Below are 15,717 nucleotides of genomic sequence, written 5' to 3' on the forward strand. Positions count from 1 at the left end.
TTTTAATTATAGCACATTTTATAAACGGTATTGTACTTTTATCTTAAATTTTAGTATTATAACTACATGAAGATAAGGAAATAAAAATAAGAAAATGAAGGAGATTATATATGAAAAAAAATTTAATATTATTAATGGCAATAGGGATATTATTAGCAACTGCAAGTTTTGGATTTCAGAAGCCTGTAACAATTAAAGAACAGGGAAGTTTTATGGCAGGAGGAACAGTTGTAACATCACCAGGAGAATATAAAGATTCGGAGCCTATGAATTTTGATGGGGAAACATTACATGGAGATCATGCCTATGTATTTTATCAAAAGCCAGTAAAAGCAAAAAAGAATAGTATTGTATTTTTACATGGGTATGGACAGTCAGGAAAAAGTTGGGAAAGTACACCAGATGGAAGAGATGGATTTCAAAATATATTTTTGGAAAAAGGATACAGTACATATATTGTTGACCAGCCTAGACGTGGTAGAGCTGGGCAGTCAACAGTTCCAAGAAATTTAACAGCAAGACCGGATGACCAGCTTTGGTATAATAATTTTCGTATAGGACAATGGCCAAATATATATGACAATGTTTCAGTCCCTAGAGATAAGGAATCTCGAGAACAGTTTTTTAGACAGATGACTCCTGATACTGGAGATTTTAACCAAAAAGTTATAAGTGATGCAATGGTAAAAGTTTTTGAAAAATCTGGAAATGGAGTTTTAGTAACTCACTCTGCCGGTGGAGGACCAGGATGGGATACTGCGATAAAATCTGACAAAGTCAAAGGAGTAATTGCATTAGAACCAGGAACATTTCCATTTCCAAAAGGGAAATTACCTAAAGTAGAAAAAACTACAAGTCCATTTCCTGCTAGTGGATACGAAGTATCAGATGAAGAATTTAAAAAATTAACAAAAGTACCGATAGTTGTATATTTTGGAGATAATATTCCAACTGAAATAACAGATAACTGGGGACTTGATAACTGGAGAATAAGAGTAAACTTAGCAAGAAAATGGGAAAAAATGATGAATGAAGCAGGTGGAGATGTAAAAGTTGTAATGCTACCTGATATAGGAATAAAAGGAAGTACACACTTTATGATGGCAGATTTAAATAATAGAGAAGTAGCAAATGCTATGGAAAAATGGATGAGGGAAAAAGGATTAGCAAAATAAAAATAGCAGAGTAATAAAAGCACATGAAAATCTTGATAAAGTTCATGTGGAATTAAAAAATGCCAAAATAAATAATTTTGACTCTTAAAATAAAATTTGGAAGGAAAAGAATGAAAAAATAAAAAAATATATCTTAACTTTCACAATCTTTTTACTGGGAGGAATTTAATTATGGCAAATTCAGTAAATAATCTAAGTATTACTAAAAAAGAAAATTTAAAATATATCAAAGCAGATCCAAAATATTTTTCAGGAGAAGCAGAGTTTGCAATCTTACCACAAATTGATATATCTAAGGATAGTGTTGCAATAGTAGATTTTGAAGTTGGAGTAGTTAACAATTGGCATTCACATTCAAAAGGGCAATATTTATGTATAACTGAGGGAGAAGGTAGAGTTCAAGAATGGGGTAAGGAAATTCAATATGTAAAGAAAGATGATGTTGTATGGATACCAGCAGATGTAAAACATTGGCATGGAGCTGGGGAAACAACTTCAATGTCCCACTTAGTAATAACACCTGATACTGAAAATAATACAACTACTTGGTTTGAAAAAGTTGAATTAAATGAAAAACCAACAGAAGAAAGATTAAAAACTTCTATTGAAACACATAAACAAAATACTTCTTTGACAGAAAAACAACTAGCTATTGTTTCAATAGCAGCTAATACAGCAAAAGGAGATTTAAATAAATTAAAAGTAGCTTTGAATAAGGGATTAGATAAAGGTTTAACTATTAATGAAATAAGAGAAATTTTAAATCATCAATATGCTTATATAGGTTTTCCAAGAGCACTAAATGGAATGCTTACTTTAAATAAAGTGTTAGAAGAAAGAAAAGTTAATGGTAAAAAAGATATTGAAGGGAAAGTTCCTACAAATAAGGGGGATATAAATTACTATGAATATGGAACAGAAACTTTAAGTATTTTATCTCAAAGAGATAGCAGTGGATTATTACAAAATTTTGATGGAGTTGACTATGCTTTAAAGGCACATTTATTTGGTTATTTATTTAGTAGAGATAATTTAAACTATGTAAATAGAGAATTAACAACAGTTTCAACCATTTCCACAATATCAGGTGGAGAGGCACAATTAGCTTCACATGTTAATTTAATAAGTAATCTAGGAATTAAAAAAAGTGATTTAGAAAAAGTTGTAAATATTTTAAATAAAGAAGTTGATAGTGATTCATCTAATAGATTAAAAGGAGTTGTTGAAAAATGAAAAAAATGTTATTAGTAGCTTTATTTTTATTACAAATTGGAACTGGAAATTTATTATTTTCTGAAACAAATGAAAATAAAAATGTAGTTAAAAAAATTGAAAATACTGTAAATCAAAATACTAATACAATAGCTACAACAGAAAGTGGAAAAATACAAGGATTTATTCAAGATGAAATATATACTTACTTAGGTGTACCTTATGCAAGAGCCGAAAGATTTATGGCATCTAAAAAAGTAGAAAAATGGAATGGTATTAAACAAACTGTAACTTTTGGAACATATTTTTCACAAGGTGAGAGTATGGTTTCAAGTGGAGGTTGGTTTGCAGGACCTAAATTAGAGATGAGTGAAAATTCTCATAACTTAAATATATGGACTCCTGGTATAAAAGATGGAAAGAAAAGACCAGTAATGGTATGGTTACATGGTGGAGGTTTTAGAAGCGGTTCATCTGCTGAAAATTATATTTTTGATGGAAAAAATTTAAGTAAAAAAGGAGATGTAGTAGTAGTTTCTGTAAATCATAGATTAAATTCACTAGGTTTCTTAGATTTATCAGCTTATGGAGAAAAATATAAAAATTCTGCCAATGCTGGAATTATGGATTTAGTTGCTTCTCTTGAATGGATAAGAGATAACATAGAAGAATTTGGAGGAGATCCTAATAATGTAACTATATTTGGAGAGTCAGGAGGAGGAGCAAAAGTTTTAACTCTTATGGCAACACCAGCTGCAAAAGGTTTATTCCACAAAGCTATATCTGAAAGTGGTGCAGTGGAAGAAATGGGTATGACACTTTTACCTGAAAAAACAACTAGAAGAGTTGCAGAATTAACTCTTGAAAATTTAGGATTAAATGCAAAAAATGTAGATGAAATTCAAAAAATACCTTATGAAAAAGTTATGGAAGCAACAGAAAAAGCCTTAGCAAAAACAGCTGAGGAACAAGGTTATAAAAATGTTTTAACTGGACAACCAGGACTTGATTGGGCACCTAAATTAGATAGCTATATTCCAGTAGAACCTGTAGGAGAAAAATATTCAGAACAATCAAGAGATATTCCTTTATTAATAGGTACTAACTTAACAGAATGGGAAACAATGCCATTTGTATTATCAAATAATAAAGTTGAAAATAAAAATACTTTTACTAATGCAGAAATAAAAAAGAAAATGCAAGAAAAATATGGTGATAGAGCAGAAGCAATAGCGAAAGAATTTAAAAAGGCTTATCCAGAAAGAAAAGCAGTAGATGCACTTTATGTTGATGCTTTATTAAGAAAACAAACATTGAAAACAACAAGATTAAAAGCAAATCAAAATGGAGCTCCTGTATATAGTTATATTTTTGCTTGGGATAATCCTATGATTGATGGTATGGCAATGTCTTTTCATACAGCAGAAATTCCATTTGTATTTAATAATATAGATAAAGTTGAAGGAACTTTAAAAGGTAGAGGAAAGGATGCCTATAAATTAGCAGGAAAAATTAGTCAAGTTTGGATAAATTTTGCAAGAACAGGGAATCCTAATGCAGAAGGTTTACCAAAATGGTTACCATATAATACTAAAAATGGAGCAGTTATGATTTTTGATGATAAGTCAGAAGTTAAATATAAACATGATGAGGAGTTAATGAAATTATTAGCACCTGACTATAATTTCTAAAATATTATGAGAAGACTGAATATATTAATTTTAATTATTATTAACTTTTTCTATATAAAAAGTATAGAAGCAAGTGTTGGAGGAGAAAAAATGTTAAAAAAAGAATACTTAAATAAAGATAGTACAATAAAAGAACTTTTAACTTATCCAAGTATAAAAGAGTTTTCAAAATTTATTTTACCTCTTGAACATGGTTACAATCCAAACTCAAAATTAAAAGATATAGCTTATTTATTACCATATCATAATAATATAAATACTGATACAACTTTAAAGAGTATTAATTATATAATTGATAGAAGTGAAAAGGGTGAAGAGATATTCTATAAAATTTATACCGATAAAGAAATAAAAGAAGATAAGAGCAAAGCAAATACAGGAATATTTTTCTTTAAAGGAAATAAAAATGCACCTTTTGCTATAATCAATGCGGGTGGAGGCTTTTCCTATGTTGGTTCTATACATGAGGGTTTTCCTTATGCAATAGAATTAAATAAAAGAGGTTATAATGCTTTTGTTTTACAATATAGAGTTGAAGATGGTTATAGGGCAACTCAGGACCTAGCAAGAGCAATATCATATATAATTGAAAATAAAGATTTATTTGAAGTTGATATAAATAATTACTCTTTATGGGGAAGTTCAGCAGGAGCTAGGATGGTTGCAGCAATTGGCTCAAGAGGTTTAGTTTCTTTTGGAGAAAAAAATTATACTAAACCCAATACAATAGTTATGCTTTACACAGGATTAGCTAGTTTTACACTAAATGATCCTCCTACATTTATGGCAGTTGGTGACAGAGATGGAATTGCTAATCCAAGAGTTGTTGAAAATAGATTTAATGAAATGAAAAAAGCAGGCTTAAAAGTAGAATTTCATAAATATAAAAATGTAGAGCATGGCTTTGGATTAGGTATAGGAACTTCAGCAGAAAATTGGATAGATAGTGCTATAAAATTTTGGGAAAAATAAGAAGGTAAATAGTGATAAAAAAATTATTAATTATGACATTTTTAATAGGAGGTATGGCAATGGCAGATTATAGAAATAATCCTTTTACATTTGTATATGATGGAGCAATTACAAAAAATGAAGAAGGAAAGGTAAATGTAGAAAAAGTAAGTTATAAAATTAATGGAATTGATATTGCAGCTAATGTATACAAACCTGCAAATTATACTCCAAATGGTAAATTTCCAGCAATAGTAGTGGCACACCCAAATGGTGGAGTTAAAGAACAAGTTGCAGGGTTATATGCACAAAAATTAGCAGAACAAGGATATGTTACAATAGCTTTTGATGCTGCTTATCAAGGAGCAAGTGGAGGAAAACCTCGTTATATAGATAAACCTGCAAATCGTATGGAAGATATAAGAGCTGCAGCTGATTTCATAACTCAATATCCTGGTGTAGATAAAAATAGATTAGGTTTATTAGGGATTTGTGGTGGAGGTGGCTACTCAATAAAAGTAGCACAAACAGATAAAAGATTTAAAACTGTAGCGACTGTAAGTATGTTTAATACAGGTGATGTTAGACGTAATGGATATAATCGTACACAAATGGATACTATACAAACTCGTTTAAAAGATGCTTCAGATGCAAGAGCACAAGAAGCAGCAGGTGGAGAAGTTAGATACACACCAGCTTTTGCAGATGGAATGACAAAAGAAGAAATAGCAGCATTACCTTTTGAATTGTATAGAGATGGTTATGAATATTATGGAGTAACTCATAAACACCCAAATTCTCAAACTAATAATACAGTTAGTAGCTTATTAGATTTAATGTCTTTTGATGTTAACACTAATGTAGATTTGATAAATCAACCATTATTAATGATAGCTGGAGATAAGGCTGATAGTTTGTATATGACAGAAGAAGTTTTTAAAAATGCAACTGGAACAAATAATAAAGAATTATTTTTAGTAAAAGGTGCAACTCATATTCAAACTTACTGGAAGCCTGAGTTTGTGAAAGAAATTAGTGGAAAATTGACACAGTTTTATAATAAAAATTTATAAAACAAAGAATATAGAGTATATTTAAAAATAAAACAGGAGGCAAAAAAATGAAAAATTTTGTAAATAGAAATAGATTTTGTAAAGTAATTTTAAATATGGCGGTATTATTTGGATTTATTGCATGTGGAAATAATTCTTCAGCAGTAAATAACCAAAATTCAAGAAAAAACGGAAATGCAAAAAAAGGGAACGGAAAAGTCTTAGTTGTATATTACTCGCAAACTGGAACAACTGAAGGAGTTGCTAAAATTATTGCGAGAGAAACGAATGCAGATTTGGTTAAATTGGAAGTAAAAAACGAGTATACAAGTGATGATTTGAATTGGACTGATAAAAATAGTAGAGTTAACAGAGAACATGATAACCCAAATAGTAGAAATGTAGAATTGAAAAATGCGTTTATTCCTGATTTTTCTTCATATGATACCGTATTTATCGGGTATCCGATTTGGTGGAGAGAGGCTTCCTGGGTTATGGATGATTTTGTTAAGAAAAATGATTTTACTGGAAAAACTGTAATTCCGTTTGGTACATCAATGTCAACAGGAGATGGGGCTAGCGGAAACAGATTGAAAAAATTGACAAAAACAGGAAACTGGGTTGCTGGACAAAGATTTTCCAGCAGTTATAATGAATCTGAGGTTGTAGATTGGGTGAAAAGCTTAAAATACTGAATAGAAACTGGAGATGCAGAGTGGTTTGAAGAAGTTTCAGATGAAGAATATGAAAAACTGAAAATTGAATTTTCTACTGATTTATGATACAATTGTACTATTATTATAAAATCATGGAATGGAGTTTGATTATGAATAAGGAAAGACTTGCAGCTTTTATGGATGCTGTACTTGCGATTATTATGACAATTCTCATATTAGAGCTAAAAAAGCCTGAAACAGCAACTTTAAAAGCCCTTTGGAATCTAAGAGTAGATTTTTTTGCATATACGCTTTCATTTTTCTGGCTTGGAACAATGTGGGTAAATCTGCATAATGAATGGCATAAAATAAAATATATTACACCGTCAATTGTCTGGGTAAATGTAGTACTACTCTTCTTTTCCTCGTTTTTTCCATACGTAACTTCTTTTGTCACTTTATATTATAACAGTAGTGTAGCTCAAGGATTTTATGGGGTAATAGTTCTGGCTGTTACATTCTGCAATATAATTTCGTTGTATCTGATAGAAAAGGTAAATAAACATGATAAAGAATCGCAGGAATCATTAAAAACAATGATAAGATGGATAAAAGTTGATATAAGTATAAAAATAATTGGGTTAATAATATCGTGCACCTTTTATCCGCCTGCAATGATGATAAGTGTTTATATTACTTTACTTGGAATTGTACTTCCCGCACAGTATAAGGCGACAAAAAGAAGAAGGGAAAAATAGAAATATGAAATTTTTTCAGTTTATTCCTAGTGGACAGTTTGGCTTAGAAAATGTAGCAGAAGAGTTTGGGATAAGTGGAAGGACTCTTCAAAGAAATCTGTCAGCAGAAAATACCAGTTTTAATCAGATGGTAAAAGATATTCAAAAAATGATGACCTTCAACTATTTAGAAGCAAAGGAACTTTCAATAGATGAAGTAGCCTATCTGGTTGGATATACTGAAACTTCTTCCTTTTATCGGGCATTTAAAAAATGGACAGAAAAAACAGTATCGCAGTATCAAAAAGAGAAAGAATAAATAGAAAATACGCCATAAATTTGGCGTATTTTTTTGCAAAATTATAAATTGTATTGATTTTTTTCAAAAAGATTATGCTCTAATTTTTATCAATCCATTCTAGTTCAAATTCATAATCGTATAGTTCCATTTGTAAATCTGCTGCTTGATCACATAGATCTTTAAAATAAGGACTTTCTACTTCTAATTCTTCATCATACATTTCTTTTTCGATTTCATGGATTTCTTTTTTTAATTTTCGTATTTTCTCTTTTAATTGGTGTTTCTTTATCTGTTTTTCTTTTTCCTGCTCTTTTTCATCTAGATCTTCAAGTTTTTTATTTAATTTTGAAATATTAGCATTTTTTTTATTAATATTCCCAAAGAGAATAAATAAAATTATGATCATAACTATTAAAATCATGGCTACTCCTAATAAAATAGCATTTTTTTATTTCAGTTCAATTATTATAAATAATTTTACATAAAACTGTATTGTTATTTTTTATTTTTTATTGGAGGAAGCAAGGGGCTTTTTTCTTTTGCACGTTCCCATAAAAATTCACCTAAATCGTATTTATCTTCTCTTTCAAGATCCAGTTCAGTTTCAATTTCATTTTCTCTTTTTTCAAGTATAAGAGTTCCTATATTATGATTTAAAATGACAGTTTTTCCTAAAGCAGTAAATTCTGCCCATCCTGTATCAAGAGCTTTAGCTATCTGTTCTCCTGTGTATAGATTACCCACTCCAATTAATGGAAGTTTTCCATTTATTCTATCATGAATCTGCTGTATTGCAGGTTTTTTAGTATCTCCTCCACGATAAGCATTTATATAAAAATCTAGAAGTGAAACGTGTAGATATTGTAGTGGTTTTTTTATAAGTTCATCAATCAATGCGAAAGTTTCAACCATTGTCAAACCATTTTCTCCTGGCTCTTCAGGTGAAAAACGGTATCCTATGATGAATTTGTCAGCGTTATGTTTATTTTTAACTTTATTTACTTCATCTATAACAGCTAAAGGAAATTTCATTCTTTTTTCTATATTTCCTCCCCATTCGTCAGTTCTTCTATTAGTTATTCCTGAATAAAACTGCTGGATAAGATATCTGTTTGCACCATGAATTTCCACTCCGTCAAATCCAGCCTGAATAGCTAAATCAGCAGCATTTCCAAACGCCTGTATAAGTTTATCTATTTCATCAGTAGTTATTTCTCTTGCTTTTGTTTCGCTATCATAGCTAGGAGCAATTATATCATTTTTATTTACATTTGGAAGGGCAAGTCTTCCGCCGTGATGTATTTGTAAAATTGCCTTTGTACCTTGATTACGTAGAATTTCTGCTACTTTTCTTAAAGATGGCAAATGTGTTTCATTGATAGCTTCGGGCTGTCTTGTGAAAGCTTTTCCACCATCAGCAACTAGAGTAGCTTCTACTATGAACATTCCTATAGTTTCTCCACGTTTACTCATAAATTTAAGATCTTCTTCTGAGAAAGTTCCGTCTTCATTGGCAACAAATAGAGTCATAGGAGTCACCACAAGTCTATTTTTAATCTCTACTCCATTATTTAATGTATATTTTTCAAAAATTTTATTTGAATTCATTACGTCACTCTCCTATTTTAAGTTATATATAATCTTATCATATTTGTATATCTAAGTAAAGGAGAAAATAATTTGAGATATAGTAAAAATTTTTTTAGAAAAAAGTTTTAATTAAGAGCAAATTTTTAAAGTAGTTATTTCTATTTTTTATGCTTCGCTTTATTAATTTTAAATGTTGCCCTTTTTTTCTTTTTGTTGTATACTTTATAAATCATATTAGTTTTTTAATTTGATTTTTTGAAGTTAATTAATTGTATTTTGAAATTTTTAATTATTTATCACAAATAAAAAAATAACAAATTTTCTAAAATTTAAATAGTTTGAGAAAATTCTAAATAAAGGAGCGAAAAATGAGTTACAGACTTGTATTAATAGACTTGGATGACACACTTTTTGATTATCCTAAAACAGAAGAAGCGGCATTTAGGAACACTTTCGAAGAATTGGGATTTTTTATGGAAAGTGAATTAGGTAATGCGAAAAAAGAAGAAATTTATGAGAAGATAAAAGATAGATATAAAGATGTGAATTTGCAGTTGTGGAAGGATTTGGAAAAAGGGGCTGTGGATAAGGATAGATTAAAGGTTGTAAGATTTGAAAAAATAATTGAGGAGTTTGACTTGAAATATAATCCGTATGAAATGAGCGAGCTTTACTTGAAAAAACTGGGAGAAGGGATTTTTCCATTTGAAGCAACTGAAAAACTGTGTGAATATTTACATTCAAAATACAAAGTTGGAATTGTAACTAATGGAATAAAGGAAGTACAGCATTCACGAATAGAAAATTCAACAATTGCAAAATACATTGATAAAATTATCATTTCTGATGAAGTTGGTGTAAATAAACCTGATAAACGAATATTTGAATATGCAATGAATTATTTTGAAATAATGGATAAATCTGAAGTTATAATGATAGGTGATTCATTAGGAGCTGATATAAAAGGTGGACAAAACGCTGGAATTGATACTTGCTGGGTAAATTTACGAAATAATGTGAATGATACTGGAATAGTTCCAAAGTATGAAGTGAGAAAGTTGGGAGAGCTGTTTGAAATATTATAAATTTTATATTGGAGTTATAGTTAATGCTAAACTCCTTTTAAATAATGAAATTATTTCAATTTTTTTCAGAGGTGAATAAAAATTTAGTATTTTTAATGCTAATAAACTAACGAAACTTTCATTTATTCAACTACGACTGTTTGACGATTGAAAGCAGAAGTTTTGGAATTAAGTGAATAAAAGGTCGTAGTCTAGCCATAGGTATTACGTAGTAATCTTTTCACAATTATAATTATCAGGATAGCTCTTTACTGCAAGATAAGGATTTGTGGCAACGAGCAATCCTGTAAAAAATATAATAAAAATAGTAAAAACTGTTATTAAACAAAATAATTTAATACTAAAATTCTATAAAAAAATAGAACTATGCTAAGGACAGAAAGTTTTAATTTTTTGCTAATCAGGCATATAATTCAAAATTTATTAAATATTTACTATTTAAATCAAGAATAGTATTAGTATTTTAAAGTTTCTCCGTCTTCAGGAATATTTAATTTTTCATAAAAATTATGCTTAATGGCAAATTTTTTTAATTCTTTACGTGTCAGATATGCATGGTTTACAGCTTCCATATGTGTTGCCATAAGTTGTGCTTCCGGTAAAGTTTTATGTACTTTTAAAACATCATCAGCTCCCATAATTAATGGACCGCCTTCTATAAATTGATTGTTTCCTGCATTAATAATGACAACTTCAGGTTTATGTTGTTTTAATGTTTTTTCAACTCCACTAAACCACACAGTATCGCCTGATAGATAAAGAGTTTTTTCATTTTTATTCTGAAATATAACCCCACAGGATTTTCCAGCTATTTCAAGCAATTCAGGGGTACTCCCATGTTGCCCTTCAACATAAGTCATTGTAATTTCACCAAATTTTATGTTTTCTCCTAATATAAAGACATTTTTAAATCCTTGTTCACGTAATTTTTTTTCATCGTTCTCATTTTGAGAAAACAAAGTTATATTTTTATCAATAGTTTGAATAGCTGCTAAATCCCAATGGTCAGCATGTAAATGTGTTACAATCACTGCATCAACTCCTTTTAAAATTTCATTTACTGACATTGGTAATTCCACTAGTGGATTTTTTGCAGTATTTCCAGACATTGGCATAGGTGCTATTGGTGGTGCGAATGATGGTAATTCACCTTTCTTTGATAACATTGGATCAATTAGAAAAGTTTTTCCTCCATAATTTAATTTTAAAGTTGCATTTCTTATTTGTGTTACTTCCATAAATCCCTCCAATAATATTTAAAATTAATTTTTTAATTAAATTATGATATAATTATATCACTATTTTTTTTGTTCGTGAATAATTTAAAAAAAGCAAAAATGAAAAATTACTTTATTTTCAGAAGAAGGAGAAAAAATTGGACAGTGTAGATAAGACAATAGTTGATTTATTAAAGAAAAATAGCCGTATAAAAGTCAAAGAAATAGCACAAATTGTGAATATGTCAGCACCTGCTATTTCACAGCGGATTATAAAACTTGAAGAATCAGGAGTTATAGATATATTTACAATAAAGATTAATTACAATGCTTTAGGAATGTCTATACATCAGTTTATACATGTCAAAATGATTCAGATGTCTCACAAAAATTATTTGAATTTTATTGAAAAATATTCTAAAAATGTTATAAATCATTATAGAATTTCAGGCAATACTTGTTATATGCTAGAAACACGCTTTAATACAAACGAGGAATTAACAGATTTTCTTAGAAAATTAAATATTTATGCAAATTATAAAGTAAATACTGTAATAAGTGTTTTAAAATAAATAAATAGAATGAAAAACTAACTTCAAATTTTATGTTGATTTAGTTTATCCAAACACAAAATTTGATGTTTGAAATATTATAAATTTATTCAAAAATTTAGTAAATTTATAAGAAAAATAAAAATTTTTTGTAGTAAAATGACTAGAGGGTCAATTATCTGATATAAAATTAATTAAAAAGTGAGCTGTATTAATGAATTATAGATAAATTTTTATAAATTAAGTTTAATAAAAAATAAGTGAAAAAGGAGGATAATGTAGATGACTGAAAAAAGAAAAAGATTTTTATTTTTAATTATTTTTCTTTTGATAAATAGTTTTGGGATTTCTGAAAATTTAAAAGATGAAAATTATTTTGTGCTAAAAAAAGATGAACAAAATTTGCAGGAAAGCAAAAAAGACAGTAAAAAGGAAGTTTTGGAAAATGAGCCTAAAATAGAATTGGATAGGGATATTTTAAATAAAGAAAAAAAATTAGAAAATAAAAAAGAGATAATTTCTCAGGAGAATAAGAGAATTGGGCTAGTGCTTAGTGGGGGAACAGCGAAAGGACTTGCTCATATTGGAATATTGAAGGTGCTGGAAGAGGAAAAGGTGCCTATAGAATATGCAACTGGAACGAGTATGGGAAGCATTATTGCGGGAATGTATAGTGTGGGATATACGCCGCAGGAAATAGAAGAAATAGCGATTAGTATGGATTGGATGGGGCTTTTTAGCGATAAAATCGAGAGAAAGGACAAGGGGGCTATAAGAAATTCAATTGAAGATAGAAATAGTACGGTAATTCCAATGAAAAATTTTATGCCAAAATTACCTAGTGGAGTCGTTGGAGGAAAAACTGCGAGTCAAAGGCTGAATGAAATTTTTTATGGAGCAATTGGAATACAGGATTTTAGGAAGTTTCCAAGGAAGTTTGCGGCAGTTGCTACTGATTTGGAATCTGGAGAAGGTGTTATGATTGATAAAGGCTCGATTGCAACGGCGATTAGAGAAAGTTTGTCATTGCCATCAATTTTTGCACCAATTCGGGATGGAAAAAGGCTTTATATTGACGGAGGAGTTACACGTAACTTACCTGTTCAGGATGTGAAGGTGCTTGGGGCTGATTATACAATTGGAGTGAATGTAGGAGACGGATTTACAAAAAGAGATGAAAATAAAATGAATTTGGTTGATGTAATTTCAGATTCGACAACAATTGCTGGAAGACAGGAAGTGGAACGGCAAATTCGTATGCTTGACTTGTATATGAAGCCAGATTTGGAAAAATTTGAGTCTTATGATTTTTCAAAGGTAAAAGAACTTATTGCGGCTGGAGAGAAAATTGCAAGAGAAAATATAGATGAAATTAGAAAATTATCAAATCCTGAACTTTTTGAAAAATTGGAAGAAAAAAGGAAAGAGTTTAGACGGACTTGGAAGGATGAGTATAATATTTCTGGAGTTGTAATAGAAGGTAACAAAAAATATAAAAAAGAATATTTTGATAAATTTTTACCTAAGAAACTTGGTGTTTTAAGCAGGCTGGATATGGAAAAAATTGTTAATAATATTTATCAGAACGGTGATTTTACAACGGTTTATTACGAAGTGAAGGACAATGATCTAGTAATAAATGTTCAAGAAAAACCAAGTGACTATTTGACACTTTCAGGAAATATAAATAACGAGGACTTGGCAACAGTAAATGTTGGTTTTCAGGGAAGTAAAATTATAAATAATACGAATGTCAGATATTCAGTAACGGGAACAGTTGCAAATGAATATGGGGCAAGAGGTAAGGCAACTATGGAACTTGGAAAAGATTCAAAAGCCTTGATTTACAGCGAATTTGAATACAAACGTGATATTATAAAAAATCAGAAATACAATAATGGATATTTCAACTTTGAAAACAGAAAATTCAAAATTGGAGCAGGAATTGGATTTGAAATGTATAAAAATCTGTTATTCTCAATTGGGGGAGGTTATCAGATTTCAGATGTGACAAAACATCAGAATAATGCTGAAAATGTAAGAAAAGCCTTTCCATATTATGAAGCTAAGCTAAATTATGATACAAGAGACAGCCTTAATTTTGCAACAAAAGGTATTTACTTTTTCTCAAATTATACTTTAGCAAACTCAAAAGAGGCTAAATTTAACTCATTAAATGCAGGTGGAGAAATTAATATTCCGATTGGAGAAAAAATAACAATTACTCCAAGAGTATCTTATTTGACAACAGATGGAAGCAATATTCTAGAAACTTACAGGCCTAAAATGGGAGGAATACGAACAGCTGACAATTCATTGGAATTTGCTGGAATGCCAGCAGATAAAATTCGTGGGAACAGTATTTTTATTGGAAGCCTAAAAGCTCAATATAATTTGTCAAAACTTGTTTATTTAGATACAACTTACTCAAGGGCAACCATTTCTCAAAAAGCCTACAGCTTTGGAACTGAAGAAAAGGAAAGCTATAAATTTGGTCTTGGAGTGAAAGCCTTGTCAATTCCGCTTTACTTTGGATTTGCAAAAGTTCCGGGAGAAAGCTGGCGATACATTATAAACTTTGGGTATTCACCAGAATAGTAATTTTGGGAATAGTAAGCAAAGTGAAAGAAAAATCTTTTTGATATTGAAAAAATATGATAGAATAAAATTGTAAAATTTAAAAAATACGAAAAATTAGGAGGAAGAAATGAAAAAAATACCAGAAGCAGTTGGACCATATTCAGCCTTTAGAAAAGCAGGCGACTTTTTGTATATCTCAGGACAAATCGCAATAAATCCTGAAAATCAGCAAATTGAGGCTGTTACAGTAGAAGAACAGGCAAGACAAGTTCTTGAAAACTTGAAGGCAATCTTAGAAAACAACGGATTAACAACAAAAAACGTTATAAAAACAACTGTATTATTAGACAACATCAACGACTTCGGAGCAGTAAACAACATTTATGCAGAATACTTTACTGAACCATATCCAGCAAGATCAGCATTTGCGGTAGATAAACTACCAAAAGGAGTTTTGGTGGAAATTGAAGCAATAGCTTATTTTGGAGAATAATTTTTAAATGAAACAGATGACTTTGGGGAAACTTGAAGTTATCTTTTTTATTTTCGTAGGATTTTGCTCATTGCCACAAATCCTTATCTTGCAGTAAAGGTTTATCCTGAGAATTAAAATGTATGGCAAGATTGCTACGCAACACCTATGGCTAGACTCCGTCTTTTATTTGTCCATCTCCGAAACTCCTCCTTGCAGTCGTCAAACAGTCGTAGCTGAACAAATAAAAGCTCCGTCGGTTTATTAAAAGAAAAAATTATATTTTAATTATTTTGAAATACTAGTTTTTTATCTTTATATTGGAAAAGTTTGTAATAAATTAGTTATTTAAATGGGGTTTAGTATAAGATATTTGATTTAAAATTAAAAGGTATCTTTGAAAATAAAAATAGGATGGATTGGTGTTGATAAAAATAATGAGGATTT

The 15,717-nt window shown here is 29.7% G+C and carries 15 protein-coding genes; 12 read left to right on the top strand and 3 right to left on the bottom strand.

Translation table 11 applies throughout. The features are described 5' to 3' along the window. Window positions 1-110: 110 nt before the first annotated feature. The 8 genes from FVE75_RS03095 (at window position 111) to FVE75_RS03130 (ending at window position 7,793) form a co-directional block, all read left to right on the top strand. On the top strand, window positions 111-1,175 hold the full coding sequence (locus FVE75_RS03095) for an alpha/beta hydrolase (RefSeq protein WP_147005172.1): 1,065 nt from the start codon (window positions 111-113) through the stop codon (window positions 1,173-1,175). Window positions 1,176-1,346: 171 nt separating this feature from the next. After that, window positions 1,347-2,408 carry a cupin domain-containing carboxymuconolactone decarboxylase family protein gene (locus tag FVE75_RS03100; protein ID WP_147005173.1) on the top strand — a complete coding sequence of 354 codons (1,062 nt, stop codon included), beginning with the start codon at window positions 1,347-1,349 and terminating at the stop codon, window positions 2,406-2,408. Beyond that, a complete protein-coding gene (locus tag FVE75_RS03105) occupies window positions 2,405-4,078 on the top strand; it encodes a carboxylesterase/lipase family protein (RefSeq protein ID WP_147005174.1) in 1,674 nt (557 codons plus the stop codon). Before FVE75_RS03100 ends, FVE75_RS03105 begins: the two co-directional genes overlap by 4 nt. A 90-nt stretch (window positions 4,079-4,168) precedes the next feature. After that, complete coding sequence (locus FVE75_RS03110; protein ID WP_051312004.1) at window positions 4,169-5,050, top strand: alpha/beta hydrolase; 882 nt, start codon at window positions 4,169-4,171, stop codon at window positions 5,048-5,050. A gap of 59 nt (window positions 5,051-5,109) precedes the next feature. After that, window positions 5,110-6,102: an alpha/beta hydrolase gene (locus tag FVE75_RS03115; RefSeq protein WP_147005175.1), complete on the top strand. Its 993-nt coding sequence runs from the start codon at window positions 5,110-5,112 to the stop codon at window positions 6,100-6,102. A gap of 47 nt (window positions 6,103-6,149) precedes the next feature. Further along, window positions 6,150-6,776 carry a flavodoxin gene (locus FVE75_RS03120; RefSeq protein ID WP_147005176.1) on the top strand — a complete coding sequence of 209 codons (627 nt, stop codon included), beginning with the start codon at window positions 6,150-6,152 and terminating at the stop codon, window positions 6,774-6,776. Between the two features lie 131 nt (window positions 6,777-6,907). Further along, window positions 6,908-7,495: a TMEM175 family protein gene (locus tag FVE75_RS03125; protein WP_147005177.1), complete on the top strand. Its 588-nt coding sequence runs from the start codon at window positions 6,908-6,910 to the stop codon at window positions 7,493-7,495. Between the two features lie 4 nt (window positions 7,496-7,499). Continuing rightward, window positions 7,500-7,793 carry a helix-turn-helix domain-containing protein gene (locus FVE75_RS03130; RefSeq protein ID WP_147005178.1) on the top strand — a complete coding sequence of 98 codons (294 nt, stop codon included), beginning with the start codon at window positions 7,500-7,502 and terminating at the stop codon, window positions 7,791-7,793. A gap of 79 nt (window positions 7,794-7,872) precedes the next feature. Here FVE75_RS03130 and FVE75_RS03135 read toward each other — a convergent pair whose 3' ends face one another. Beyond that, window positions 7,873-8,196: a cell surface protein gene (locus FVE75_RS03135; protein WP_147005179.1), complete on the bottom strand. Its 324-nt coding sequence runs from the start codon at window positions 8,194-8,196 to the stop codon at window positions 7,873-7,875. Between the two features lie 74 nt (window positions 8,197-8,270). Further along, window positions 8,271-9,383, bottom strand: coding sequence for an NADH-dependent flavin oxidoreductase (locus FVE75_RS03140; protein ID WP_147005180.1), 1,113 nt, complete (start codon window positions 9,381-9,383; stop codon window positions 8,271-8,273). A 350-nt stretch (window positions 9,384-9,733) separates the two neighbouring features. Here FVE75_RS03140 and FVE75_RS03145 point away from each other — a divergent pair, with 350 nt between their 5' ends. Next, on the top strand, window positions 9,734-10,450 hold the full coding sequence (locus FVE75_RS03145; RefSeq protein ID WP_147005181.1) for a YjjG family noncanonical pyrimidine nucleotidase: 717 nt from the start codon (window positions 9,734-9,736) through the stop codon (window positions 10,448-10,450). 455 nt (window positions 10,451-10,905) lie between these two features. Here the strand turns inward: FVE75_RS03145 and FVE75_RS03150 are convergent, their stop codons facing one another. After that, entirely contained in the window at window positions 10,906-11,688 is a 783-nt protein-coding gene (locus FVE75_RS03150) for an MBL fold metallo-hydrolase (RefSeq protein ID WP_147005182.1), read from the bottom strand. 137 nt (window positions 11,689-11,825) lie between these two features. On the opposite strand from FVE75_RS03150, the gene FVE75_RS03155 reads away from it, so the two are divergent. From FVE75_RS03155 to FVE75_RS03165, 3 genes are all read left to right on the top strand, one after another. Beyond that, window positions 11,826-12,239, top strand: a complete 414-nt coding sequence (locus tag FVE75_RS03155; protein WP_147005183.1) for an Lrp/AsnC family transcriptional regulator — start codon at window positions 11,826-11,828, stop codon at window positions 12,237-12,239. A gap of 261 nt (window positions 12,240-12,500) precedes the next feature. Then, window positions 12,501-14,816: a patatin-like phospholipase family protein gene (locus FVE75_RS03160; RefSeq protein ID WP_147005184.1), complete on the top strand. Its 2,316-nt coding sequence runs from the start codon at window positions 12,501-12,503 to the stop codon at window positions 14,814-14,816. Window positions 14,817-14,925: 109 nt separating this feature from the next. Further along, the gene (locus tag FVE75_RS03165) at window positions 14,926-15,291 is read left to right on the top strand and encodes a Rid family detoxifying hydrolase (protein WP_006803498.1); all 366 of its coding nucleotides are present in this window, start codon (window positions 14,926-14,928) and stop codon (window positions 15,289-15,291) included. Window positions 15,292-15,717: the final 426 nt, after the last annotated feature.

This window comes from Leptotrichia hongkongensis, from assembly GCF_007990635.1.
In the GTDB taxonomy this organism is placed as follows: Bacteria; Fusobacteriota; Fusobacteriia; order Fusobacteriales; family Leptotrichiaceae; genus Leptotrichia; species Leptotrichia hongkongensis.